A 23387-nucleotide genomic window follows, 5' to 3' on the forward strand; every position below is an offset into this window, starting at 1 on the left:
CGACCGGGTGGTGCGGCACGATGGGGCCGTGGCTGACGAACAGGAGACGGTCCGGCTCACCGCGTGGGTCCACGGAATGGTGCAGGGGGTCGGTTTTCGCTGGTGGACGAGGAGCAGGGCGCTGGAACTGGGGCTCGTCGGCAGCGCGACCAACCTGCGGGACGGCAGGGTGGAGGTCGTCGCGGAAGGCCCCAAGAACAACTGTGAGCGGCTCTTGGCGGCGCTGCGCTCGGACACCTCACCCGGTCGAGTGGATCATGTCGCCGAGCGCTGGTCCGCTCCCCGGGGCGGCCTCCAGGGCTTCGTCGAACGCTGACCCACCACCCCGGGTTCCCAGGTAGGGGAGCAAGGGAGCTTTACTCCCGTAAAACGAGAGCAAAGCTCCCTTGCTCCCCACTGCTGAGGCAGCTGTGACGGATGGGGCTGGTGTGACGCCCTCCGGGAAGGATCACGGGCGCGCCCGGCCCCGCGTCCCACGGCCGCGACGGCGCCTTGGGTAGCATCGGCCGACTGAAGAGGGAGTCCAGCCGGCAGGGGAAGGTCGACAGCGCGTGCACCTGAAAAGCTTGACGCTCAAAGGCTTCAAGTCCTTCGCGTCGGCGACCACTTTGCGCTTCGAGCCCGGCATCACGTGCGTCGTCGGCCCCAACGGCTCCGGCAAGTCCAACGTCCTCGACGCGCTGCGCTGGGTGATGGGCACGCAGGGTGCCAAGGATCTGCGCGGCGGCAAGATGGAGGACGTCATCTTCGCGGGCACGGCGGGCCGCGCCCCGCTCGGCCGCGCCGAGGTGACCCTCACTATCGACAACACCGACGGCGCGCTGCCCATCGAGTACACCGAGGTCTCGATCACCCGGCGCATGTTCCGCGACGGCGCCAGCGAGTACGAGATCAACGGCAAGGGCTGCCGCCTGCTCGACGTGCAGGAGCTGCTCTCCGACTCCGGCATCGGCCGCGAGATGCACGTCATCGTCGGCCAGGGGCAGCTCGCCGAGATCCTCCAGGCCAAGCCCGAGGAGCGGCGCGCGTTCATCGAAGAGGCCGCGGGCGTCCTCAAGCACCGCAAGCGCAAGGAGAAGGCCCTCCGCAAGCTCACCGCGATGCAGGGCAACCTCGACCGGCTCAACGACCTCACCGCCGAGCTGCGCCGCCAGCTCAAACCGCTGGGCAAGCAGGCCGAGATCGCCCGCCGCGCACAGGTGGTCCAGTCCGAGCTGCGCGACGCGCGCCTGCGCCTCCACGCCGACGACCTCGTCACCCAGCGCGCCGACATCGCCAGGGAAGAGGCCGACGAGAACGCCGCCCGCGCCCGCCGCGCCGAGGTCGAGCAGGCGCTCGAGGCCGCAACCACCGAGGAGACCGAGCTGGAGAGCTCGCTCGCCGAGGACGCGCCGCGCCTGGCCGCGGCCCAGGACACCTGGTACAAGCTCTCCGCGCTGGCCGAGCGGCTGCGCGGCACCGTGCGGCTCGCCGTCGAACGCCAGCGGCACCTCTCCGCGGAGGTCGAGACCGGCGGCTCCGGACGCGACCCCGAGGAACTGCTCGCCGAGGCCGAGCGCGCCGCCGAGCGGGAACAGGAGCTGAACGAGGCCGTCGTCGAGGCCAGAGCCATCCTCTCCGACGCCGTGGAGCGCCGCGAGCACCTGGAACGTGCCGTGCAGGCCGCCGAACGCGCCCACATGGCCGCCGTGCGCGCCATCGCCGACCGCCGCGAGGGCATCGCCAAGCTCACCGGCCAGGTCGAGGCACTGCGCAGCAAGAGCGGCGCCACCGCCGAGGAGATCGAGCGCCTCACCACCGGCATCGAGGAGGCCGCCGCCCGCGCCGAGGCCGCCGCCGAGGACCTGGAGCAGGCCCGCGCCGAGGGCGGGGTCGAGGAGTCCGACGACGCCGGGCTCCAGGAACGCCACGACCGCGCCGTCGCCGCCAACGACGCAGCCAAGGCGCGCGTCGAGGAGCTCGTCAAGGCCGAGCGCGCCGCCGAGCGCGACATCGCCTCGGAGAAGGCCAGGGTCGACGCCCTGTCGATGGGCCTCAAGCGCAAGGACGGCGCGGGCGCCCTGCTCGGCGCCACCGACGAGCTGCCCGGCCTGCTCGGTTCCGTCGCCGCGCTGCTCACCGTCGACGCCGGCTACGAGGTCGCGCTGGCCGCGGCGCTCGGCCCCGTCGCCGACGCGGTCGCGGTCGCCGCGGGCGACGACGGGCTGGCCGCGCTGAAGTACCTGAAGGACAACGAGTCCGGGCGTGCGGGACTGCTCCTCGGCGGCGCCCAGGCCACTGTGGACACCACGGGCTGGCCCGCGCTGCCGTCAGGGGCACGCTGGGCGCGCGAGGTCGTCGCCTCGCCTGAGCCGCTGCGGCCCGCCGTCGAGCGCGCGCTGGAGCGCGTCGCCGTCGTCCCCGGCCTGGACGAGGCCCGCGACCTCGTCGCAGCCCACCCCGACGTCACCGCGGTGACCACCGACGGCGACGTCTTCGGCAGCCACTGGGCCGCGGGCGGTTCCGCCCGCGACGAGAGCGTCATCGAGGTGCAGGCCGCCGTCGACGAGGCACAGGACCGGCTCGCCGCAGCGGAAAGGACGTTGCAGCGCACCACCGCCGAGCTCGAAGGCGCCCGCGCCGAGCAGCAGGACCGGCGCGCCGAGGTCGGGCAGGCCAAGGAGGCGCTCAACGAGGCCAAGGTCCGGCGCGCCCGCTCCTCGGAGCGGCTCAGCAGCCTCGAACACGCCGCCCGCTCGGCGTCGTCGGAGGTCGACCGGCTGCGCAACCAGCGCGCCAAGGTGGAGCAGAACCGCGAGGAGGTCCTCGCCAAGCTCAGCGAGTTCGAGGAACGGCTCTCGGCGGTCGCCGACCAGCCCGTCGACGAGGACCCCGACACCACCGAACGCGACGAGGCCGCCGAGTCGCTGTCCGAGGTCCGCCAGGAGGAGGTCGACGCGCGCCTGTCGCTGCGCACCGCCGAGGAGCGGGCGCGGGGCATCGCGGGCAAGGCCGACTCGCTGCGGAGGGCAGCCGAGGCCGAGCGGCAGGCGCGGGAACGCGCCGAGAAGGCGCGCGTCGCGAGGGCCAGGGGCGCCGAGATCGCCGCGGCCGTCGTCAACGGCGGCGAGGTGGCGCTGGAGCGCATCGAGACGTCGTTGCAGCGGGCCGCCGCCGAGCGCGACGCGGCGCAAGCGCAGCGGGAGCAGCGGGAGACCGCGCTCGCGCAGGTTCGCAGCCGGGTCAGGGAGCTGACCGGCGAACTGGAGAAGCTCACCGACGCCGTGCACCGCGACGAGGTGCTGAGGGCCGAGCAGCGGCTGCGGCTCGAACAGCTCGAAACCAAGATCACCGAGGAGTTCGGGATCGGGCTCGACGACCTGATCGCCGAGTACGGCCCGGACGTGCCCGTGCCGCCCGGCGCGGGCGAGCTGGCCGAGTACGAGGCCGCGAAGGAGCAGGGCGAGACGGTGATGGCGCCGCAGCCCATTCCGTACGACCGCGACACGCAGGCCCGGCGGGCCAAGCGCGCCGAGAAGGACCTCGCGCTGCTCGGCAAGGTCAACCCGCTCGCGCTGGAGGAGTTTGCCGCGCTCGAGGAGCGTTACAAGTTCCTCTCCACGCAGCTGGAGGACCTCAAGGCGACCCGCAAGGACCTGCTCACGGTGATCAAGGAGGTGGACGACAAGATCCTCGAGGTCTTCACCTCCGCCTACCACGACGTCGCCCGCGAGTTCGAGACCGTGTTCTCCGTGCTGTTCCCCGGCGGTGACGGCCGCATGGTGCTCACGGAGCCCGACGACATGCTCACCACCGGCGTCGACGTCGAGGCGCGCCCGCCCGGCAAGAAGGTCAAGCGGCTCTCGCTGCTCTCCGGTGGGGAGAAGTCGCTGGTCGCCGTCGCGATGCTCGTGGCGATCTTCCGCGCGCGGCCCTCGCCCTTCTACGTGATGGACGAGGTCGAGGCCGCGCTGGACGACACCAACATGCGGCGCCTCATCGGCCTGCTGGAGCAGCTGCGGGCCAGCTCGCAGCTGATCATCATCACGCACCAGAAGCCGACGATGGAGATCGCCGACGCCCTCTACGGCGTGAGCATGCAGGGCGACGGCATCACCAAGGTCATCTCGCAGCGCATGCGCGCGGAACAGATCGAGCAGGACGAACCGGCGCCGACCCCGGCGTAACCCGCCGCGAGTTGTGCGTTCCCGACCGCGAGTCGTGCGTTCCGGACCGCGAGTCGTGCGCTCCGGACCGCGAGTCGTGCGTTGCAGCTCGCGAGTCGTCCGTTCCCGCGCACGCGCCCCGAACCCACACGCAACACTCACCGTCCGGAACGCAACACTCAGCGTCCTGAGTGCACGACTCGCGGTCCTGAGTGCACGACTCGCGGGCTGGAGCGGGGGACTCGCGAATTTGGGCAAGACAGTGCCTGTGGGCTCGCCGTTCTGCCAAGATGCCCGCATGACTGTGGAGGGCTGGCCCGCCGGCGACCCGCGGCGATACTTCGACGCGCCGATCGATCCCGTTCACCTGCGGGACAGCAGTCCCAACATCTACCGGCGAGCCCTCTGGATCGCGATCGGAGTCGTGGTGGGCGGCGGGCTCGTCGCGCTCGGAGTGTGGGCGGCGGTCGACGGCCGCTGGTGGTCGATCGTCCTCGGCGTGCTGGCCGCGCTGGTGGGCGTCGGCCTCCTGGTCCGCGGCGCCACCACCAGCAGCGCGGGCAAGCCCTACCGCGGCGGCCAGCTCGCACCCGGCCTCGTCGTCGAACAGGCCGACGCGACGGTGCAGGTCCTGGTGCTCGGCGACACCTCCCGCGACCCGGCCGCCTCGCCCGCGTTCGCCTACCGCCTGGTCACGTTCCTCGCCCGCGAGGGCACCACGTTCGTACCCGGCCAGTGGCTGCCCTGCGTCCTCCACGGCTACGCGGCGCCGCCGTGGAGCGGTCGCTGGTGGAGCTTCGACGCCTCCCCGGTGGCGTGGGCGACCGGCGACGCCGAGGTGCTCGACCGCGCCGGCCGCGTGATCCCGCAGGCCGAGTGGGACCAATTGCTCGCGGGCGTCGACAAGGTGGCCCACCTGCGCCGCAAGTGGAACCGCCTCGAGCGCATCGCCTACGAGCAGGTGCACGAGTCCCTGCGCAGGCCGCCGACGCGGCTCGGCGTGCCCGTCGAGTGGCAGGCCGACGGCAGGGCCCGCTTCGTCGGCTCCGTCGCCACCGGGCTCCCCGTCTGAAGCTAGACCGGCGAGCTACCGTCCCATTCGGACAGCGGCGCACAGTGCCATGTCCACTTCACGAGCCTCGGGTGATCGGGCAGCTCGGTCCTGCCGTTGGCCCACAGCAGCGTCCGCCACGGGTCCTCGCCCGAGTGCGCCCACGGGAAGAGCCGCCGCAGCGTCTCCTCGGCCAGCTCGCGCGCGGGCGTGAACGGCGCCCCGATGGCCCTGGCGACGTCGGCGGTGTGCACCAGCAGCTCGTCGCACGCCATCGCCGCGAAGCCGGAGTCGTCGGCGACGCCCCTCGGATGCCAGCCGCGCGCCTCCGGCCCGCCCTGCGTGAGCACCGCCGCGAGCAGCGACACTCCCGCCGACACCGATCGCACCAGCTGCGCGGTGGGCACGGCGGCCGACCGCACCGTGATCTCCGTCGTGGGCAGTTCGACCGCCCCTGCCGCGAAGTCGTGGGCATACCAGAACAGCGTGTTCGCCAGGTGCGCCACCACCTCGGCGCTGTTCCACGTCATGTCCGGCGCGCACGTCGTCCAGTCCGTGTCGGCGTGCGCGAGCAGGAAACCCGTGCAGTCCTCGCCGGTGCGGCGCAACGTGCTGACGTCCATGTCAGGCAGCCTCCTGTGCCCGCTCCGGCGGTGCCGAGGACTCCGCCGCCCGTGGGTCCGGCGTGGAGTGCCGCAGCGACAACAGCCCGCCGACGACCAACGTGATCAGCACGCCCAGCAAGGTGTACCACGGGAACGCGAGCGCCACGGTGGTGTCGGTCGCCTTCGAGAAGTCGATCCCCACCAGTGAGCCGGTGGCCTTGTCGAACTTGACGCCGAGGATCACGAACGCCATCACCACGACCGTGGCCACGAACGCGATGATCGCGTCGACCTGCCGCGCCTTCTTGACGATCAGCCCGAGCAGGAACGCGCCGAGCAGCGCGCCGTAGGTGTAGCCCGTGATGGAAAGTCCCTGCACGACGATCGGGTCGCTGCTGGTGGCGAACGAGGCGAAGAACCCCGCGAACACGATCAGCAGACCAGCCCAGATCACCGTCCACAGTCGACCCTGGCGGAGCCGGTCCCGCGCGGACAGCTCGCGGCCGATGATGCGTTCGTAGACGTCGGTGACGGTGGACGACGCGAGCGCCCCGAGCGACGAGCTGAGCGCCGCGGCCAGGATGCCCGCGATGACGAACCCGGAGAACCCGCTGGGCAGCTCGTTGACGATGTAGTTGGCGAACAGCTCGTCGTTGTTGTTCAGTCCGAGTTCCTCGACGGGGTCGGCGCCGCGGTAGAACGCCCACAGCAGCACGCCGATGAACAGGAACAGCGCGAACTGCAGGAACACGACGACACCGCTGGCGATGATCGCCTTCTGGCTGGCGCGCAGGTCGTTGGTCGCCTGCAGGCGCTGCACGATCAGCTGGTCGGAGCCGTGCGAGGCCATCGACAGCACGGCGCCGCCGACCACCGCGGCTACGACCGCGTACTGCCCGGTGAGCGGGTTGGCGCTGAAGTCGAGTAGCTGGAACTTGCCCGCGTCGACGGCGCCGCCGAACCAGCCGTCGGGCAGGCTGCCCGACAGCGCCCAGATGACGACGACGGCGCCGAGGACGTACCAGAGCATCTGGATCGCGTCGACCCACACGACCGCGCGGACGCCACCGAAGAAGCTGTAGAGCACCATCGCGAGCCCGAGCACCGCGACGATCGTCCAGTAGCCGACGTCGACGCCGTACGCGGCGAGCACGACCTTGACCGGGATCGCGGTGGCGAACAGCCGCAGCCCGTCGGCGAGCAGGCGGGTCAGCAGGAACGTCACCGACGCGGTGCCCTGAAGCCCGCCGCCGAAGCGTTTGCCGAGGAAGGCGTATGCGGTGACCAGGTTGCCCGCGACGTAGCGGGGGAGCAGCACGAACGCCACCACCACGCGTCCGCAGATGTAGCCGATCGCCAGCGACAGGTACGTCATCCCGCCGGCCTCGGGCGTCGCGAGGTAGGCGACGGTCGGCACCGAGAGCACCGTCAGCGTGGACGTTTCTGCCGAGACCACCGAAAGGCACGCGACCCACCACGAGATCCGGCCCTCGCCGACGAAGTAGTCGTTGCCCGACTTCTGCCTGCCGCCGATGAGGATGCCCAGCAGCGGCATTCCGACGAGGAAGATCGCGATGATCACGAGGTCCAGTGCCCGCATCTGAAATCTCCTACCGTGTCTCGGCGGTCTTCGCTACCCGCAATCGGCTGGGCACCGTTCGTAACGGCGGCGGGAGTTCGAGCGGACCGGAACCGGGGGTGATACTGCCGAGCAGCCGTGGTCCGCGCGCGCCGGTCGCGCTCGGCACGTTCGCCGGGACGCCGTGCCAGGTGAGCCAGCCGAGGAGCGCGCTGAGGTACGCCTCCTTGGCGTCCGAGGGCAGCCCGAGCTCGTCGCTGGGCACGACCGTAAGCCTCGTGGCGAGCGCGCGCAGCAGGACAGGGTTGCGGATTCCGCCGCCCGAGGCGACGACGGTGCGCACGCCGTGGCGCTCGCACTCGCACGCGATGGTGGCGGCGGTCAGCTCGGTGAGCGTCGCCAGCAGGTCCTCGCCGGTGACGGCGGGCAGACCCGCGACGGTCTCGCGCAGGTAGCCGGCGTTGAAATGCTCCTTGCCGGTCGACTTCGGCGGCTCGGCCGCGTAGTACGGGTCGGCGAGCAGGCGGTCCAGGAGGTCGGTGCGGACGTTGCCGCGCGCGGCGAGTGCTCCGTCGGTGTCGCTGTGCCGCTCGCCGCCGGTGAGCTCGCCGACGGCGGCGTCGAGCAGCGCGTTGCCGGGGCCGGTGTCGTAGGCGAGGACGTCGCCGCCGGGGTGCACGACGGTGAGGTTGGCGATGCCGCCGATGTTGAGCGCGGCGGCGGGCGCTCCGTCACTGTTCTCACCGCCCATGTCCTCGGGGAGGCCGCGCAGCCACAGCGCATCGAGGATGCCCGCGAGGGGCGCGCCATGTCCGCCCGCCGCGACGTCGCGGACCCGGAGGTCGGCGATCACCGGAAGACCCGTGCGTTCCGCGATCCAGGCCGGCTGTCCGAGCTGCAGGGTGCCGAGGGCGTGGCCGTTCTCGACCCAGTGGAAGACGGTCTGGCCGAGCGAGGCGATGAGGTCGGCGGGGCCGAAGCGGTCGAGCGCCGTGTGCGCCGCCTCGGCGAACGCCTGCCCGACGTGGGTGTCGAGCCTGGTCAGCTGCTCGGCGGTGCACGCGCCCGGAGGCAGCGCGGCGAGCAGCCCGTCCCGCAGCGCGGCGGGGTAGGGGAGTTCAAGCGCCCCGAGCGGCGTCAGCACCAGCCCGGTCCCGTCGGCACGCAGGTCGGCGATCGCCACGTCGATACCGTCGATCGACGTGCCGGAGATGAGCCCTACGACGCGCATTGGAGTGGTCTAGTCCACGGTGGGATGACGGCGCAAGCCTTTCGGTGAAATCTTGGCCGAAAATATGTTGCTCGCGTGAAGATCCAACGGTTCCTTCAGGGGTGGCCGGCTCGCCCGGTCGGCGGATGCGAGGATGACAGAGTGTCGAGCACCACCTTGATCTGGATCATCGTCGTCGCGGCCGTCGTGCTTCTGGTCGCGCTCGTCGCCGGGCTCACGATCGCGCGCAACAAGCGCAGGATCAGCCTGACCGAGGAGCGCGAGGAAACGCCCAAGGGCGGCCGCTACCAGGCCGGGGGCGGTATCGCGCTGGCCCCCGGCGGTACCGAGGCTCCCGCGCACCCCGTCGAGGAGCGCACCGAGACCGACGGTGAGCCCGGGGTCGGCGACGACGCCGCGGTCCCGAGGGACGCGCCGCGACGGGGCATCGTGGACGTCGGCCTTCCCGACGAGCGGGCCACCACCGCGCCCGCTGGGGAGGCTCCCGCCGCCGAGGCGCCCGCGCCCGAGGCGCCACCCGCCGTGCCGGAGCCCGCTCCCGCGCCGGAACCGGAGCGTGCGCCCGAGCCGGAGCCCGAGCGCGAGGAGGTGCCCCCGGCCGCGGGCCGTATCGAGCGGCTGCGCGGACGACTGTCGAAGTCCCGCTCCGCGCTCGGCCAGGGCCTGCTCGGGCTGCTCGGTGCGGGCGACCTCGACGAGGACTCCTGGCAGGACGTCGAGGACACCCTGCTGGTCGCCGACCTCGGCGCGGCGACGACCACGGAGATCGTCGAGCGGCTGCGCGCGGAGCTGTCCACGCGCGGCGTCCGCACGGCCGACGAGGCGAGGGCCCTGCTGCGTGAGGTGCTCACCGAGGCGCTGCGGCCGGACGCCGACCGCGCGGTGCGCGCACTGCCGCACACCGTCGACGGCACCAAGCAGCCCGCGGTCGTGCTGGTGACCGGCGTGAACGGAACCGGCAAGACCACCACCACCGGCAAGCTCGCGCGGGTGCTCGTCGCGCAGGGCAGGCAGGTGCTGCTGGGTGCGGCCGACACGTTCCGCGCGGCGGCGGCCGACCAGCTGCAGACGTGGTCCGAGCGCGTCGGTGCCGAGGTCGTTCGCGGCAAGGAGGGTGCCGACCCGGCGTCGGTCGCGTTCGACGCGGTCAAGCGCGGCATCGACGCCGGCGTGGACGCGGTGCTGGTGGACACCGCGGGCAGGCTGCACACCAAGACCGGCCTGATGGACGAGCTGGGCAAGGTCAAGCGCGTGGTCGAAAAGCAGGCCAAGGTCGACGAGGTGCTGCTGGTCCTCGACGCGACGACGGGCCAGAACGGGCTCGCGCAGGCGCGCGTGTTCTCCGAGGTCGTGGACGTGACGGGCATCGTGCTGACGAAGCTCGACGGCACGGCCCGCGGCGGCATCGTGTTCCAGGTGCAGCGGGAGCTGGGCGTCCCGGTGAAGCTCGTCGGCCTCGGCGAGGGCCCCGACGACCTGGCCCCGTTCGAACCGGACGCCTTCGTCGACGCCCTCCTGAGCTGAGTCACCTGCCCCCAAGGCCACCTTTGTTGCGCTCAACGCACCGAAGGTGGCCTTGGGGGCTTTTCAGGCGCTGAGGTCGCGGGTCGACAGCTGTTCCGACAGTGCCGCCGCGATGCGCTGCACCACCGGGGCGATGCGGGTGACCGCCTCCTTCGTCAGCCTGCCCTCCGGGCCCGACACCGACACCGCCGCGGGTGTCGGCGCGCCCGCCACCGGCACCGCCAGGCAGCGCACCCCCAGCTCCTGTTCGCTCTCGTCGAGCGCGTAGCCCTGCTTCGCGATCTTGGCCAGGTGCCGGAGGAACTTCTCCACGTCGGTGTGGGTGTGCTCGGTGTAGGACGGCATGCCCGTGCGCGCGAGCAGCGCCCGTACCTCGTCGGGCGGCAGCTCCGCGAGGATCGCCTTGCCCACACCCGTGCCGTGTGGCAGGAGCCTGCGGCCCACCTCGGTGAACATCCGCATCGAGTGCTTCGACGGCACCTGGGAGACGTAGACCACCTCGTCGCGCTCCAGCACCGCGAGGTTCGCCGTCTCGCCGACCTCGTCCACCAGCTCCGCGAGCAGTGGGCGCGCCCACGTGCCGAACTGCAGGCTCGCGTTCTCGCCGAGCCGGATCAGCCGCGCGCCGAGCGCGTAGCGGCGGTTGGTGTTCTGGCGGACGTAGCCCAGCGCGACGAGCGTGCGGATGAGCCGGTGGATCGTGGGCATCGGCAGCCCCGACGACGTCGCCAGCTCCGAAAGGCTCGCCTCACCTCCGGCGTCCGCCAGCCGTTCGAGCAGCTCGAACGCGCGCTGCAGCGACTGCACCCCGCCGTTACCTGACCTCTCGGGGGCCACACCGTCTCCTCTCGCGTTGAGCTTCCGCAATGTAGAAACTATAGTCCGAGATGTAAAACAAGATGATCGTTATTTTGACCAGACTCTGAGGTGTTCGCATGTCTGATGTTCGTGTGCTCGGCGACGCCGTCGAGCGCGGCGACGAGGTGCTGACCGAGGAAGCCCTGCAGTTCCTCGGCGGTCTCCACGACGCCTTCGCGACGACGCGGGACAAGCTTCTCGAGGCTCGCACGCACCGCCGCGAGGAGGCCAAGCGCACCGGAAAGCTGGACTTCCTTCCGGAGACGAAGGAGGTTCGCGAGTCGGAGTGGCGGGTCGCCGAGGCGCCGCCCGCGCTGCGTGACCGCCGGGTCGAGATCACCGGCCCCACCGACCGCAAGATGACGATCAACGCGCTGAACTCCGGCGCGAAGGTGTGGCTCGCCGACTTCGAGGACGCCAACACCCCGCACTGGGCCAACGTCGTCTCCGGCCACGTGAACCTGTCCGACGCCATCAGGGGCACGATCGAGCTCGACTCGAACGGCAAGCACTACCAGCTGCGTGACGACATCGAGCACGCCACGATCGTGGTCCGCCCGCGCGGCTGGCACCTCGACGAGCGCAACATCGAGATCAACGGCCGCGCGGCCGTCGGCGCGCTCGTGGACTTCGGCCTCTACTTCTTCCACAACGCGAAGGAGCTGCTCAACCGGGGCCGGGGCCCGTACTTCTACCTGCCGAAGATGGAGAGCCACCTCGAGGCCCGCCTGTGGAACGACGTGTTCACCCACGCCGAGAAGACGCTGGGCATCGAGCACGGCACCATCCGCGCCACCGTGCTGATCGAGACGATCCCCGCCGCGTTCGAGATGGAGGAGATCCTCTACGAGCTGCGCGAGCACGCCTCGGGCCTCAACGCGGGCCGCTGGGACTACCTCTTCAGCATCATCAAGTACTTCCGCGACGCGGGCGAGAAGTTCGTGCTGCCCGACCGCAACAGCGTCACGATGACCGCGCCGTTCATGCGGGCCTACACCGAGCTGCTCGTGCGCACGTGCCACAAGCGCGGCGCGTTCGCGATCGGCGGCATGGCCGCGTTCATCCCGAGCAAGGACCCCGAGGTCAACGAGAAGGCCATGGCGAAGGTCCACGACGACAAAGCGCGCGAGGCCGGTGACGGCTTCGACGGCTCGTGGGTGGCCCACCCCGGCATGGTCGAGCTCTGCAAGGAGGAGTTCGACAAGGTCCTCGGTGACAAGCCCAATCAGCTCGACCGCCTGCGCGAGGACGTCTCCGTGACCGCGGACCAGCTGCTCGACATCGCGGCCACCGAGGGCGCGGCGACAATGGGCGGCCTGCGGGGAGCGGTGGACGTCGGCGTGCGCTACATCGCCTCGTGGCTGTCGGGCAACGGCGCCGCGGCGATCCACAACCTCATGGAGGACGCCGCGACCGCGGAGATCTCGCGTTCGCAGGTGTGGCAGTGGGTCCGCAACGGCGTCACGCTCGACTCCGGCGAGACCGTCACCGAGGAGCTGGTGCGCTCGGTGCTGGCCGACGTGCGCGGCGAGCTGGAGGGCGTGGTCGACGCCGACACGCTCGCCCAGGCGGTGGAGCTGTTCGAGGAGGTCGCGCTCGCCGAGCAGTTCGCCGACTTCCTGACCCTGCCCGCCTACGAGCGGATCAAGTAATGGCCGCCGGCCGGCTCCCCGGGGAGGTCTACGAGCGCATCGACGCGCGCCTCGCCGAGGCAGACGCGCGCGTCGCCGCCGACTACCCCGGCGAGCCGGCCGGGCGGCAACCCGTGCACACGGTCTACGTGCCCGCGAACGCCTACCACGCGGGGCTTTCCGCCGAGTGGGGCGAGCGGGCGCTGGCGGTGCTCGCCGAGCACGGGGTCACGCTCGGCGGCTCCGCCGACGTGCTCGAACGGGTACGGGAGAAGCTGCGCGCGCAGCCGATCGAGGATCTGCGCGTGGACTTCGAGGACGGTTACGGCAACCCCGGCGACGACGCCGAGGACGCCGAGGCCGTGCGGGTGGCGCGCGAGCTGAAGGCCGACTCGCCGCCGCCGTTCGTCGGCATCCGGTTCAAAAGCTTCGAGGCGCCGACGCGCAGGCGGGCCATCCGCACGCTGGACCTCTTCCTCGGGGAGCTGGGTGAGCCGCCGCCGGGGTTCGTGCTGACGCTGCCGAAGGTGACCGCCGTCGAGCAGGTCGAGGCGTGCGCGGAGGTGCTCGGCGAGCTGGAGAAGGTGCACGGGCTCGCCGCGGGCTCGCTGCGGTTCGAGGTGCAGATCGAGACGGCGCAGTCGGTGCTCGGTGGAGACGGGACGGTCGCACTCCCGCGCATCGTGCGTGCCGCGGGCGGCCGGTGCAGCGGCCTGCACTTCGGCACCTACGACTACAGCGCGGGCCTGGGCATCAGCGGTGCCTACCAGAGCATGGACCACCCGGCCGCCGACTTCGCCAAGGAGCTGATGCAGGTCGCCGCCGCCGGTACGGGCGTGCGGCTCTCCGACGGCTCCACCAACCGCCTGCCGGTCGGCGACGCCGAGGCCGTGCACGGAGCGTGGGCCGAGCACCTTCGGCTCGTGCGGCGGTCGCTGGAGCGCGGCTTCTACCAGGGCTGGGACCTGCATCCGCATCAGCTGCCGAGCCGGTTCGCCGCGACGTACGCGTTCTTCCGCGAGACCCTGCCGTCCGCGGCGGCGCGCGTGCGGGACTACGTGCGCAAGACCGAGGGCGCGGTGCTCGACGAACCCGCCACCGCGCAGGCGCTCGCCGCCTACCTCGTGCGGGGACTCGACTGCGGGGCCGTCACGCAGGACGAGGTGACCGAGCTGACGACGCTGGACCGGGCCGCGCTCGACCGGCTGGTGAGGCGCCTACCCTGACGGCGTGACCGACATGGTGATCGACCTCAACAGCGACCTGGGCGAGGGCTTCGGCGCCTGGCCCCTCACCGACGACGAGGCCCTGCTCGACATCGTGACGAGCGCGAACGTGGCGTGTGGTTTCCACGCGGGGGACCCGTCCGTGCTGCGCAAGGTGACCGAACTGGCGGCCGAGCGCGGTGTGGTGATCGGGGCGCAGGTCGGTTACCGGGACCTCGCCGGGTTCGGGCGGCGGTTCATCGACATGGACCCGCACGAGCTGGTCAACGACGTCCTCTACCAGATCGGCGCGCTGGAGGGCTTCGCGAAGATCGCGGGCACGCGGGTGCGCTACGTCAAGCCGCACGGCGCGCTGTACAACGCCGTGGTGCACCACACCGAGCAGGCGGCGGCCGTCGTCGACGCGGTCAAGCGGTACGACCCGGGCCTGCCGATCCTCGGCCTGCCCGGCTCCGAGCTGTTGCGCCAGGCCGAGGCCGAGGGGCTGACCGCCGTGGAGGAGGCGTTCGCCGACCGCGCCTACACGCCGGAGGGCAGGCTCGTCTCGCGTCGCCTGCCCGGTGCCGTGGTGCACGAGCCCGGCGAGGTGGTGCGGCGCAGCGTGCGGATGGCCACCGACGGCACGGTCACCGCCACCGACGGCAGCTCCGTGGCCGCGCGGCCGCGTTCCCTGTGCGTGCACGGTGACACGGCGGGTGCGGTGGAGATCGCCCGCAAGGTCCGCCAGGGTCTCCTCGATGCCGGTATCGAGGTGCGCTCCTTCGCCTAGCTGGGCGCGGCCAACCGCAGTGAAGGCCACCTTCACTGCGTTGAACGCAGTGAAGGTGGCCTTCACTGCGGACGGGGTGGACCGGGGGTGGACGGGGCGCGGGTCAGTTGTCCACCGACAGGGCCAGGTAGACGTCCACCTGGGTGCGGAAGTCGGTGAGGTCGGCGCCGAGGAGCTCGCCCGCGCGGGCGAGCCGGTAGCGCAGGGTGTTGACGTGGACGTGCAGGGCCTTCGCCGTCCTGGCCGGCGAGCCCGAGCACTCCAGGTACACGCGCACGGTGCGCAGCAGTTCGGGATGTCCGGCCAGGGAACCGAGCGTGCGCTCGCGCAGGGCGCGGCGCAGCTCGTCGGGCGCGCCCGCGAGCAGCAGCCGGTGCACGCCGATCTCCTCGCCCGACACCACGGCCACGCGCTCGGCCCGCCGCGCCGCCGCGCCGAGCGCGTGCCGTGCCTCCTCGCTCGCCCCGCGCAGCCCCGGCATCGGGGCCGGACCGCCGATGCCGATGAGGACGCGGCCGCCGCCGAGCCGCTCCAGTGCCCGCGTCGCCGCGGCGGGCCAGTCGGACGGCCGGCCGTCGTCGGCGGGCACGAGCGCCACCGCCCCGCCCGCGTCGGCGAGCTCGCCGACGAACACCGGGCCGGGGTGCTCGGCCAGCAGCTCGCCGAGGATGTCGCCCGCGCCGGGTGCGTGCGCGAGCAGCACGCGCAGCGGGAGGTCGGCGGGCAGCCCGGTCGCGGCGAACGCCGTGGCCAGCTCGGCGGCGCTGCCCGCAGGGTCGGCCAGCAGCGCGAGCAGCGGCGCGGCCACGCCCATCCGGACCCGGCGTACCTCCTCCTCCCGCGCCCTGGCGAGCCCGACGAGGCTCGCCAGCTCCTCGGCGACCTCCGTGGGGCCCGGACCCAGCTCGGCGCCCACCACGAGCGACCACGGCACGGCGCTGCGCCCGCCCACCGGCAGTACCGTGCGCTCGCGCGGAGCGCCGGGTGCGCTCCCGGCGACGACCCGCCCCGTCGCCGAGCACACCCAGCAGTCGGCGCCCAGCTCGGTCGCGGCGTGGGTGAGCAGCGTGGGCAGCGACGCGTCCTCGGCGGCGGCCGACAGCAACCGTTTGCGCGCACCACCCGACTCGGCGGCGAGCGCCAGCACCACACGCTCGGTGACGACGGCGAACGACAGGTCCGCGGGCACTTCCAGCAGGGGCATCCGGTGCCGCTCGCACGCGGCCACCAGCTCGTCGGGGATGCCGCCGGTGTCGGCGCCCGACGCCGCCAGAGCGGCGCACCGGGCGTGCGCGAGCGCGGCCACGAACGGCTCCGCGTCACCCGGCTCCCGCCACCAGAGCAGCCCGCTCAACACGAGCTCGCCCTCCGAGAGGTAGCGGCTCGGATCAGGCAGCTCGGTGCCGTAGATGCGGGTGACCTCGCGATCGAGCAGGTCGCCGCCCGCCCGCAGCCGCATCCGCAGCTCGGGTATCTCCAGCAGAGTTCGCACCAGCGTCATCAGGTTTGTAGGAAAGCACGAAATCGCCGTGCTGCGCTGCCCCTTCTTTCATGCTCCCGGGCCGTTGCCGCCACCGGCACGCGGGCGGTGTACTGGGTCACACCCCGATTTCCTGGAGCGTCTCGTGGACTTCCTCCGACCGACCACCCTCGACGAGGCCCTCGCCATCAAGGCGCAGCGGCCGGACGCGGTGCCGATCGCGGGCGGCACCGACGTCATGGTCGAGCTGAACTTCGACCACCGGCGCCCCGAGGCGTTGCTGGACCTGACCCGCATCGGTGAACTCGCCGAGTGGTCCACATTGGATGGGACGGTGACCCTCGGCGCCGGCGTGCCCTACACGCGGGTGATCGACGAGCTCGGCGACGCGCTGCCGGGGCTCGCGATGGCGGCGCGCACGGTCGGCTCGCCGCAGATCCGCAACCGAGGCACCGTCGGCGGCAACCTGGGCGCCGCGTCACCGGCAGGCGACACCCATCCCGTGCTGCTCGCCACCGGCGCGAGGGTGGAGGTCGCCTCCGTGCGCGGGCGGCGGTTCATCGCGGCCGAGGACTTCTACACCGGAGTGAAGCGCAACGCGCTGGAGCCGGACGAGCTGATCACGGCCGTGCGCCTGCCCGTGGCCACGGGCGGGGAGCAGTTCGCCAAGATCGGCACCCGCAACGCGATGGTGATCGCCGTGTGCTCGTTCGCGATCGTGCTGCGCGAGGGCCACGTCGGCGCCGCGATCGGCTCGGCGGCACCCACCCCGCGGCGGGTCGGCGAGGCCGAGCGGTTCCTGCTCGGCGAGCTGCCGTGGGACGCTCCCGCGCCGCTGGCCGACTCGCTCAAACGCCGCTTCGGCGAACTGGTGGCGAGCGCGGCGACCCCGATCGACGACGTGCGCGGCAGCGCCGCCTACCGCACACACGCCCTGTCCGTCCTCGCCCGCAGGACGCTGACGTGGGCCTGGGACGGCTACCGAGGGAGTGTCCGGGAATGCGCCTGAACGTGACGGTCAACGGAGAGCGGCGGCAGGCCGACGACGTGTGGGAGGGCGAGAGCCTGCTCTACGTCCTGCGCGAGCGCCTGGGGCTGCCCGGCTCCAAGAACGCCTGCGAGCAAGGCGAGTGCGGCTCGTGCACGGTGTACCTCGACGACGTGCCCGTGTGCTCGTGTCTCGTCGCGGCCGGGCAGGCCGAGGGCCGCGAGGTGCGCACCGTCGAGGGCCTCGCCGACGGTGACGCGCTCGATCCGGTGCAACAGTCCTTCGTGGACGCCGGTGCCGTGCAGTGCGGCTTCTGCACGCCGGGCCTCGTCGTCGCGGCGCACGACCTGCTGAACCGCGTGCCCGATCCGAGCGACGAGGAGATCCGCGAGGCACTGGCCGGAAACCTCTGCCGCTGCACGGGGTACGAGAAGATCCTCGACGCGGTACGCCTGGCGGCTGATGCCCGATGATCGTCATCGACAACGCCGCGATCGCGACGGTCGACGCGGAGGGCACCGAGTACCGCAGCGGGCACGTGGTCGTGGACGGCGAGCGCATCGTGGCCGTGGGCGAGGGGCCCGCACCCGACACGGAGGGGCGCAGGATCGACGGCAGCGGCTGTCTCGTAACGCCCGGCCTCGTCAACACCCACCACCACCTCTACCAGTGGGCCACGCGCGGGCTCGCCGCCGACTCGACGCTGTTCGAATGGCTGGTGGAGCTGTACCCGGTGTGGGGCGGGCTCGACGCCGAGATCACGCACGCGGCCGCCTCGGCCGGCCTCGCGCGGCTCGCGCTCACCGGCTGCACGACCGTGGCCGACCACCACTACGTGTTCCCCCGCGAGGGCGGCGACCAGCTGGAGGCGCTCGTCTCCGCCGTCACCCGGATCGGCGTGCGCGGGCACCTCGTGCGTGGCTCGATGGACCGGGGCGAGTCCGACGGCGGGCTGCCGCCCGACCACCTCGTCGAGGACATCGAGTCGGCCCTGCGCGGCACCGAGCATGCGATCGACACCTACCACGACCGCTCGCCGAACGCGCGGATCCGCATCGCGGCGGGGCCGTGCTCGCCGTTCACGGTCACCGAGCGGCTGATGAAGGAGGCCGCGGAACTGGCGCGGCGCAAGGGCGTCCGGCTGCACACCCACCTTGCGGAGACCCTCGACGAGGAGCGGCAGTGCCTCGCCGAGGTGGGCTGCACGCCTGCCGAGTACGCCGACTCGCTCGGCTGGCTCGGCGACGACGTGTGGCTCGCCCACACCGTGCACCTCGCGCCTGGCGCGATCCGCAGGCTCGGCGAGACCGGCACCGGCTCGGCGCACTGCCCGACGTCCAACGGCAGGCTCGGCACCGGCATCGCGCCCGCGCGCGAGTTGCTCGACGCCGGAGCGCCCGTCGGCCTCGGCGTCGACGGCGCCGCGTCCAACGAGTCCGGTGGCCTCGGCGAGGAACTGCACCAGGCGCTGCTGCAGGCCCGCCAGCGCGGCGGACCACAGGCCCTGACCGTCCGGCAGGCGCTGTGGATGGGCACGATGGGCGGCGCGCGCTGCCTCGGCAGGCAGGACGAGCTGGGTTCCCTGGAGCCCGGCAAGCTCGCCGACCTCGCCGTGTGGCGGCTCGACGGCCTGCGCTACGCCGGGATCACCGACCCCGTGGCCGCGCTCGTGCTCGGCGCCGTGCCGGACATCGAACTGCTGCTGGTGGGCGGCGAGACCGTCGTCGAGCGCGGCGAGTTGCGCACCGCCGACGAGTCCGCGATCGCCACCGAACTGCGTACCGCGAGCGGGAGGCTGCGATGACCATCTCCACCGAGACCACGAGCGTCACCGAGGCGCAGGGCATCGGCGCGAGCCCCGTGCGCCCCGACGGCACGATGAAGGTGCGCGGCGAGTTCGCCTACTCCTCCGACCTGTGGCACGAGGACATGCTGTGGGGCGCGACCCTGCGCAGCCCGCACCCGTACGCGCGGATCACCGGCGTCGACATCGCCGCCGCGCTCGCGGTGCCCGGCGTGTACGCGGTGCTGACCCACGCGGACGTGCCCGGCGTGAACCGCTACGGCCTCGAACACCCCGACCAGCCCGTGCTCGCCGAGGACGTCGTGCGCTACCGGGGCGAGCCGATCGCGCTCGTCGCCGCCGACCACCCGGAGACCGCGCGCCGCGCGCTGGAACGCATCGAGGTCGGCTACGAGGTGCTCGAACCGGTCACCGACTCCGAGGCCGCCGTCGCGGGGGAGGGACCCGCGCTGCACCCCGGTGGCAACGTCGTGCGGCACGTGCCGATCCGGCGTGGCGAACAGGACGTGACCGCCGACGTGGTGGTCACCGGCACCTACGAGGTCGGCATGCAGGACCAGGCGTTCCTCGGCCCTGAGTCGGGGCTCGCCGTGCCCGCCGAGGACGGCGGCGTCGACCTCTACGTCGCGACGCAGTGGCTGCACGTCGACCAGCAGCAGATCGTCGCCGCGCTGGGCCTGCCGCCGGAGCAGGTGCGGCTGACGCTCGCCGGGGTGGGCGGCGCGTTCGGCGGCAGGGAGGACCTGTCGATGCAGGTGCACGCGTCGTTGCTGGCGCTGCACACCGGCAAGCCCGTGAAGATGGTGTACAACCGCGAGGAGTCCTTCTACGGCCACGTGCACCGGCACCCGGCGCGGATGTACTACGAGCACGGCGCCGACCGTGACGGCCGGCTGGTGTACGTGAAGGCGAGGATCTACCTCGACGGCGGCGCGTACGCCTCCTCCACCTCGGCCGTGGTGGGCAACGCCGCGACGCTCGGGGTCGGGCCCTACGACGTGCCGAACGTGACCGTCGACTGCTGGGGCACCTACAGCAACAACCCGCCGTGCGGCGCGATGCGCGGCTTCGGCGCCGTGCAGGCGGCTTTCGGCTACGAGTCGCAGATGGACAGACTCGCCGAGGCGTGCGGCCTCGACCCGGTGGAGGTGCGGCTGCGCAACGCGATGAGCGAGGGCACCGTGATGCCCACCGGCCAGGTGGTCGACTCGGCCGCTCCCGTGGAGGAACTGCTGACCCGGCTGCGTTCGATGCCGCTGCCAGAGGACCGCTCCGGGGAGCTCGACCTGCGGCGCCTGCCCGGCGGGGTCTCCAACACCACCCACGGCGAGGGCGTCGTGCGCGGCGTCGGCTACGCGGTCGGCATCAAGAACATCTGCTTCTCCGAGGGCTTCGACGACTACTCGACGGCGCGGGTCCGGCTGGAGGCCGTCGGCGGCGAGCCCGCGGCGACCGTGCAGACGGCGGCGTGCGAGGTCGGCCAGGGGCTCGTGACGATCCTGCAGCAGATCATCCGCACCGAGCTCGGTGTGGAGCAGGTGACGATCCTGCCGATGGACACCTCGATCGGCAGCGCCGGCTCGTCGTCGGCGTCGCGGCAGACCTACATGACCGGGGGTGCGGTGCGGGCGGCGGCGCTGAAGGTTCGCGCCGCGCTCGTGGCGCACGCCGCCCGCACACTCGGGCACGAGCAGGCCGAGCTGAGCGTCGCGGGCGGCAAGGTGGTCTCCCGCCACGACGGCGTCCTCGCCGACCTCGTGGACGTGCTCGACGGTGAGGCGTTCGACGAGACCGTGGAGTGGCGGCACCGGCCCACCGAGGCGCTCGATCCCGAGACCGGGCAGGGCAACGCGCACGTGCAGTACGGGTTCGCCGCCCACCGGGCCGCGGTGGACGTCGACACCGAGCTGGGCCTGGTGAAGGTGGTCGCGCTCGACTGCGTGCAGGACGTCGGCAAGGCCCTCAACCCGCAGGCGGTGCTCGGCCAGATCCAGGGCGGCTCCGCGCAGGGGCTCGGGCTCGCGGTGATGGAGGAGATCCAGACTGACGGCGGCGTCATCCGCAACCCGTCGTTCACCGACTACCTCATCCCGACGGTGCTGGACATGCCGCCGATGCGGATCGAGGTGCTGGAGCTGGCCGATCCACACGCCCCCTACGGCCTGCGAGGAGTCGGGGAACCCCCGACGATCTCGTCCACGCCCGCCATCGTGGCCGCCATCCGCGCCGCGACGGGCCTCGCGCTCGACCGGGTTCCGGTGCGCCCGGAACACCTCACCGGCACCTGAGTTCCCCTCCGTGCCCCGCGGGTGCCCTCACCGGGCACTCGCGGCGGTGCCGCGCGCCCTCGAACACGTACCCACGACGTAGTGGAGTCCGTCATGACGCAGCTGCGCACTGAACGTCCTCACGGCAAACCGGAACCGCGTCTCGACCGGTTCTTCCGCATCTCCCAGCGGGGCAGCACGATCGGCCGCGAGGTGCGCGGCGGCATCACGACGTTCGTCGCGATGTGCTACATCGTGCTGCTCAACCCGCTCATCCTCGGCGCCTCCGCCGACATCACCGGCGCGCGGCTCAGCACCGAGGAGGTCACCACGGCCACGGCGCTCGCCGCCGGGGTGACGACCGTCCTCATGGGACTGGTCGGCAACGCGCCGCTCGCGCTCGCGGCGGGACTCGGCGTTAACGGCATCGTGGCTTTCCAGCTGGCCCCGGAGATGACGTGGGCGCAGGCGTTCGGGCTCGTGGTGGTGGAGGGGTTCTGCATCGTCCTGCTGGCCGTCTCCGGCGTGCGGGAACGAATCATCAACGCGATCCCGGCCGCGCTCAAGACCGCCATCACCGTGGGCATCGGCCTCTACATCGCGCTGGTGGGCCTGGTGAGCGCGGGGTTCGTCACGAGGACTCCGGACGCCGCGAACTCCACCGTTCCGGTGCGCATGGGCACCGACGGGCACCTCGCCGGATGGCCCGTGGTGATCTTCTGCGTCGGGCTGCTGCTGATGATCGTGCTCGTGAGCAGGGCGGTACCGGGCGCGGTGCTGCTGAGCATCCTCACCGCGACGGTGTTGGCGATCGTGGTCAACAGCGTGTTCGACGTCGAGGGCTGGGGGCTCGTGGAGCCCACGGTGCCCGAGCACGTCGTCGCCAGCCCGGATTTCGGCCTGCTCGGGCGGATCGACCTCTTCGGCGGCTTCGCCTCGGCGGGCGTGGTGACGGCGAGCGTGTTCCTGTTCACCCTCGTGCTGTCCGGGTTCTTCGACGCGATGGGCACGATCACGGGGGTGTCGCAGGAGGCCGGGCTGGTGCGCGACGGCAAGGTCGAGGGAATGGGCCGCATCCTCGTCGCCGACGGCATCGGCGCGGTGGCGGGCGGGCTCACGGGCTCGTCGCCGAACACGGTGTTCCTCGAATCGGCGGCCGGGGTGGGCGAGGGTGCCCGCACGGGGCTGGCGAGTGTGGTCACGGGTGGGTTGTTCACGGCGACGCTGTTCCTCACGCCGCTGGCGGCGGTGGTGCCCGCGCAGGCGGCGGCGCCGGCGCTGGTGGTGATCGGCGGGATGATGATGAGCCAGTGCCGCCGGATCCCGTGGCAGGACACGGATGTGGTGATCCCGGTGTTCCTGATCGCGGCGCTCATCCCGTTCACGTACTCGATCACGAACGGCATCGGCGCCGGCCTGCTCGCCTACGTGGTGATCAAGCTGGGGCGCGGCAAGGCGCGTGAGGTCGGCTGGCTGGTCGGCACCCTGGCAGCCGTGTTCCTCGCCTATTTCGCCGTGGGCGCCCTCGTCGGCTGACCTGCCCCCAAGGCCACCTTTGTTGCGTTCAACGCAACAAAGGTGGCCTTGGGGGACGGTCAAGAGGGCTGCAGCTCGCGGGCGAGGGTGGCCACCGTGGTGCCCGCGACCCTGAGGGGTTCGGTGTCGCGAAGGGCTCGGCTCAGCACGAAGGCGCCCTCCAGGCTGGTCACCGCGGCGATGGTGAGGCGGCGTGCGTCCTCGGTGGACAGTCCGAACCGCTCGAACGTCTCCGTGCCCTTGTCGATCCACGCGGTGAAGACGTCGGCGGTGGCCTTGCGCAGGGTCTCGTTGGTGCTCGCCACCTCCAGCGCGACCGTGGCGATCGGGCAGGCGTCGGCGTAGCCGGTCTCGACGAGCGTCTCGGCCGCCGCCGCGAACGCCGCCTCGACGCCGCTGACCGGGTCCGGCGCGGGGGCGATGAAGATGTCGAACAGCTGCCCGTAGAGCAGCCCCGACTCGCGGATCACCTCGTCGCCGAGCTGCTCCTTGCCGCCGGGAAAGAAGTGGTACAGCGAGCCGAACGGCGCCTGCGCCTCGGCGACGATCTGCTTGAGCCCGGTGCCGGTGTAGCCGTTGCGCCGGAACAGCTCGGCGCTCGCCCGCATGATGCGTTCCCTCGTACTCGCCACGCGCTCGATCCTAGGCTACTCTCCCAGTAGAGCGATCTATCAAATCGCGGCGGGGGTGGCG

At 72.2% G+C, this 23387-nt stretch carries 18 protein-coding genes; 12 read left to right on the forward strand and 6 right to left on the reverse strand.

Translation table 11 applies throughout. From position 1 onward, the window contains the following. Positions 1-28: 28 nt before the first annotated feature. From BA062_RS29240 to BA062_RS29250, 3 genes are all read left to right on the forward strand, one after another. Positions 29-316, forward strand: coding sequence for an acylphosphatase (locus tag BA062_RS29240; protein ID WP_281271668.1), 288 nt, complete (start codon positions 29-31; stop codon positions 314-316). 235 nt (positions 317-551) lie between these two features. Next, a complete protein-coding gene (gene smc / locus BA062_RS29245; protein WP_110342269.1) occupies positions 552-4166 on the forward strand; it encodes a chromosome segregation protein SMC in 3615 nt (1204 codons plus the stop codon). A gap of 277 nt (positions 4167-4443) precedes the next feature. Continuing rightward, positions 4444-5217 (forward strand): DUF3239 domain-containing protein, encoded by a 774-nt coding sequence (locus tag BA062_RS29250; protein ID WP_110342271.1) that lies wholly within the window; start codon positions 4444-4446, stop codon positions 5215-5217. A gap of 2 nt (positions 5218-5219) precedes the next feature. On the opposite strand, the gene BA062_RS29255 is transcribed toward BA062_RS29250, so the two are convergent. Genes BA062_RS29255 through BA062_RS29265 form a run of 3 tightly spaced genes read right to left on the reverse strand, consistent with a single transcriptional unit; the run spans position 5220 to position 8611 of the window. After that, a complete protein-coding gene (locus tag BA062_RS29255; RefSeq protein ID WP_110342273.1) occupies positions 5220-5819 on the reverse strand; it encodes a maleylpyruvate isomerase N-terminal domain-containing protein in 600 nt (199 codons plus the stop codon). A 1-nt stretch (position 5820) separates the two neighbouring features. Continuing rightward, on the reverse strand, positions 5821-7401 hold the full coding sequence (locus tag BA062_RS29260) for a sodium:solute symporter (protein WP_110342275.1): 1581 nt from the start codon (positions 7399-7401) through the stop codon (positions 5821-5823). Between the two features lie 10 nt (positions 7402-7411). After that, positions 7412-8611 (reverse strand): anhydro-N-acetylmuramic acid kinase, encoded by a 1200-nt coding sequence (locus tag BA062_RS29265; RefSeq protein ID WP_110342277.1) that lies wholly within the window; start codon positions 8609-8611, stop codon positions 7412-7414. A gap of 141 nt (positions 8612-8752) precedes the next feature. Between BA062_RS29265 and ftsY the strand changes: the two genes are divergently transcribed. Further along, positions 8753-10135 (forward strand): signal recognition particle-docking protein FtsY, encoded by a 1383-nt coding sequence (ftsY, locus tag BA062_RS29270; RefSeq protein ID WP_110342279.1) that lies wholly within the window; start codon positions 8753-8755, stop codon positions 10133-10135. Between the two features lie 63 nt (positions 10136-10198). On the opposite strand, the gene BA062_RS29275 is transcribed toward ftsY, so the two are convergent. Further along, positions 10199-10972, reverse strand: coding sequence for an IclR family transcriptional regulator (locus BA062_RS29275; protein WP_110342281.1), 774 nt, complete (start codon positions 10970-10972; stop codon positions 10199-10201). A 98-nt stretch (positions 10973-11070) separates the two neighbouring features. Between BA062_RS29275 and aceB the strand changes: the two genes are divergently transcribed. From aceB to BA062_RS29290, 3 genes are read left to right on the forward strand one after another with little or no spacing between them, the layout of a single operon-like run. After that, a complete protein-coding gene (aceB, locus tag BA062_RS29280) occupies positions 11071-12645 on the forward strand; it encodes a malate synthase A (protein WP_110342283.1) in 1575 nt (524 codons plus the stop codon). After that, positions 12645-13850, forward strand: a complete 1206-nt coding sequence (locus tag BA062_RS29285; protein ID WP_110342285.1) for a DUF6986 family protein — start codon at positions 12645-12647, stop codon at positions 13848-13850. Before aceB ends, BA062_RS29285 begins: the two co-directional genes overlap by 1 nt. A gap of 13 nt (positions 13851-13863) precedes the next feature. Further along, complete coding sequence (locus BA062_RS29290; protein ID WP_110342642.1) at positions 13864-14619, forward strand: LamB/YcsF family protein; 756 nt, start codon at positions 13864-13866, stop codon at positions 14617-14619. Positions 14620-14722: 103 nt separating this feature from the next. Here BA062_RS29290 and BA062_RS29295 read toward each other — a convergent pair whose 3' ends face one another. After that, positions 14723-16120: a PucR family transcriptional regulator gene (locus BA062_RS29295; protein WP_110342287.1), complete on the reverse strand. Its 1398-nt coding sequence runs from the start codon at positions 16118-16120 to the stop codon at positions 14723-14725. Between the two features lie 124 nt (positions 16121-16244). On the opposite strand from BA062_RS29295, the gene BA062_RS29300 reads away from it, so the two are divergent. The 5 genes from BA062_RS29300 (at position 16245) to BA062_RS29320 (ending at position 22694) form a co-directional block, all read left to right on the forward strand. After that, on the forward strand, positions 16245-17108 hold the full coding sequence (locus BA062_RS29300) for an FAD binding domain-containing protein (RefSeq protein WP_110342289.1): 864 nt from the start codon (positions 16245-16247) through the stop codon (positions 17106-17108). Continuing rightward, on the forward strand, positions 17099-17560 hold the full coding sequence (locus BA062_RS29305; protein ID WP_110342291.1) for a (2Fe-2S)-binding protein: 462 nt from the start codon (positions 17099-17101) through the stop codon (positions 17558-17560). The genes BA062_RS29300 and BA062_RS29305 overlap by 10 nt, the downstream gene beginning before the upstream one ends. Continuing rightward, positions 17557-18891 (forward strand): 8-oxoguanine deaminase, encoded by a 1335-nt coding sequence (locus BA062_RS29310; RefSeq protein WP_110342293.1) that lies wholly within the window; start codon positions 17557-17559, stop codon positions 18889-18891. Before BA062_RS29305 ends, BA062_RS29310 begins: the two co-directional genes overlap by 4 nt. Beyond that, positions 18888-21179 carry a xanthine dehydrogenase subunit D gene (pucD, locus tag BA062_RS29315; RefSeq protein WP_110342295.1) on the forward strand — a complete coding sequence of 764 codons (2292 nt, stop codon included), beginning with the start codon at positions 18888-18890 and terminating at the stop codon, positions 21177-21179. The genes BA062_RS29310 and pucD overlap by 4 nt, the downstream gene beginning before the upstream one ends. Positions 21180-21272: 93 nt before the next feature. Then, positions 21273-22694 carry an NCS2 family permease gene (locus tag BA062_RS29320; RefSeq protein WP_110342297.1) on the forward strand — a complete coding sequence of 474 codons (1422 nt, stop codon included), beginning with the start codon at positions 21273-21275 and terminating at the stop codon, positions 22692-22694. A gap of 59 nt (positions 22695-22753) precedes the next feature. On the opposite strand, the gene BA062_RS29325 is transcribed toward BA062_RS29320, so the two are convergent. Then, the gene (locus BA062_RS29325; RefSeq protein ID WP_452625342.1) at positions 22754-23326 is read right to left on the reverse strand and encodes a TetR/AcrR family transcriptional regulator; all 573 of its coding nucleotides are present in this window, start codon (positions 23324-23326) and stop codon (positions 22754-22756) included. Positions 23327-23387: the final 61 nt, after the last annotated feature.

The sequence above is a fragment of the Prauserella flavalba genome (assembly GCF_003202235.1).
Classification (GTDB): Bacteria; Actinomycetota; Actinomycetes; order Mycobacteriales; family Pseudonocardiaceae; genus Prauserella_A; species Prauserella_A flavalba.

Bases quoted from the DNA above. Each gene is read 5' to 3' on its own strand.
- BA062_RS29250 (WP_110342271.1), top strand. From the start codon at position 4,444: ATGACTGTGGAGGGCTGGCCCGCCGGCGACCCGCGGCGATACTTCGAC.
- BA062_RS29255 (WP_110342273.1), bottom strand. From the start codon at position 5,819: ATGGACGTCAGCACGTTGCGCCGCACCGGCGAGGACTGCACGGGTTTC.
- BA062_RS29260 (WP_110342275.1), bottom strand. From the start codon at position 7,401: ATGCGGGCACTGGACCTCGTGATCATCGCGATCTTCCTCGTCGGAATG.
- BA062_RS29265 (WP_110342277.1), bottom strand. From the start codon at position 8,611: ATGCGCGTCGTAGGGCTCATCTCCGGCACGTCGATCGACGGTATCGAC.
- aceB (WP_110342283.1), top strand. From the start codon at position 11,071: ATGTCTGATGTTCGTGTGCTCGGCGACGCCGTCGAGCGCGGCGACGAG.
- BA062_RS29285 (WP_110342285.1), top strand. From the start codon at position 12,645: ATGGCCGCCGGCCGGCTCCCCGGGGAGGTCTACGAGCGCATCGACGCG.
- BA062_RS29290 (WP_110342642.1), top strand. From the start codon at position 13,864: ATGGTGATCGACCTCAACAGCGACCTGGGCGAGGGCTTCGGCGCCTGG.
- BA062_RS29295 (WP_110342287.1), bottom strand. From the start codon at position 16,120: ATGACGCTGGTGCGAACTCTGCTGGAGATACCCGAGCTGCGGATGCGG.
- BA062_RS29305 (WP_110342291.1), top strand. From the start codon at position 17,099: ATGCGCCTGAACGTGACGGTCAACGGAGAGCGGCGGCAGGCCGACGAC.
- BA062_RS29310 (WP_110342293.1), top strand. From the start codon at position 17,557: ATGATCGTCATCGACAACGCCGCGATCGCGACGGTCGACGCGGAGGGC.
- pucD (WP_110342295.1), top strand. From the start codon at position 18,888: ATGACCATCTCCACCGAGACCACGAGCGTCACCGAGGCGCAGGGCATC.
- BA062_RS29320 (WP_110342297.1), top strand. From the start codon at position 21,273: ATGACGCAGCTGCGCACTGAACGTCCTCACGGCAAACCGGAACCGCGT.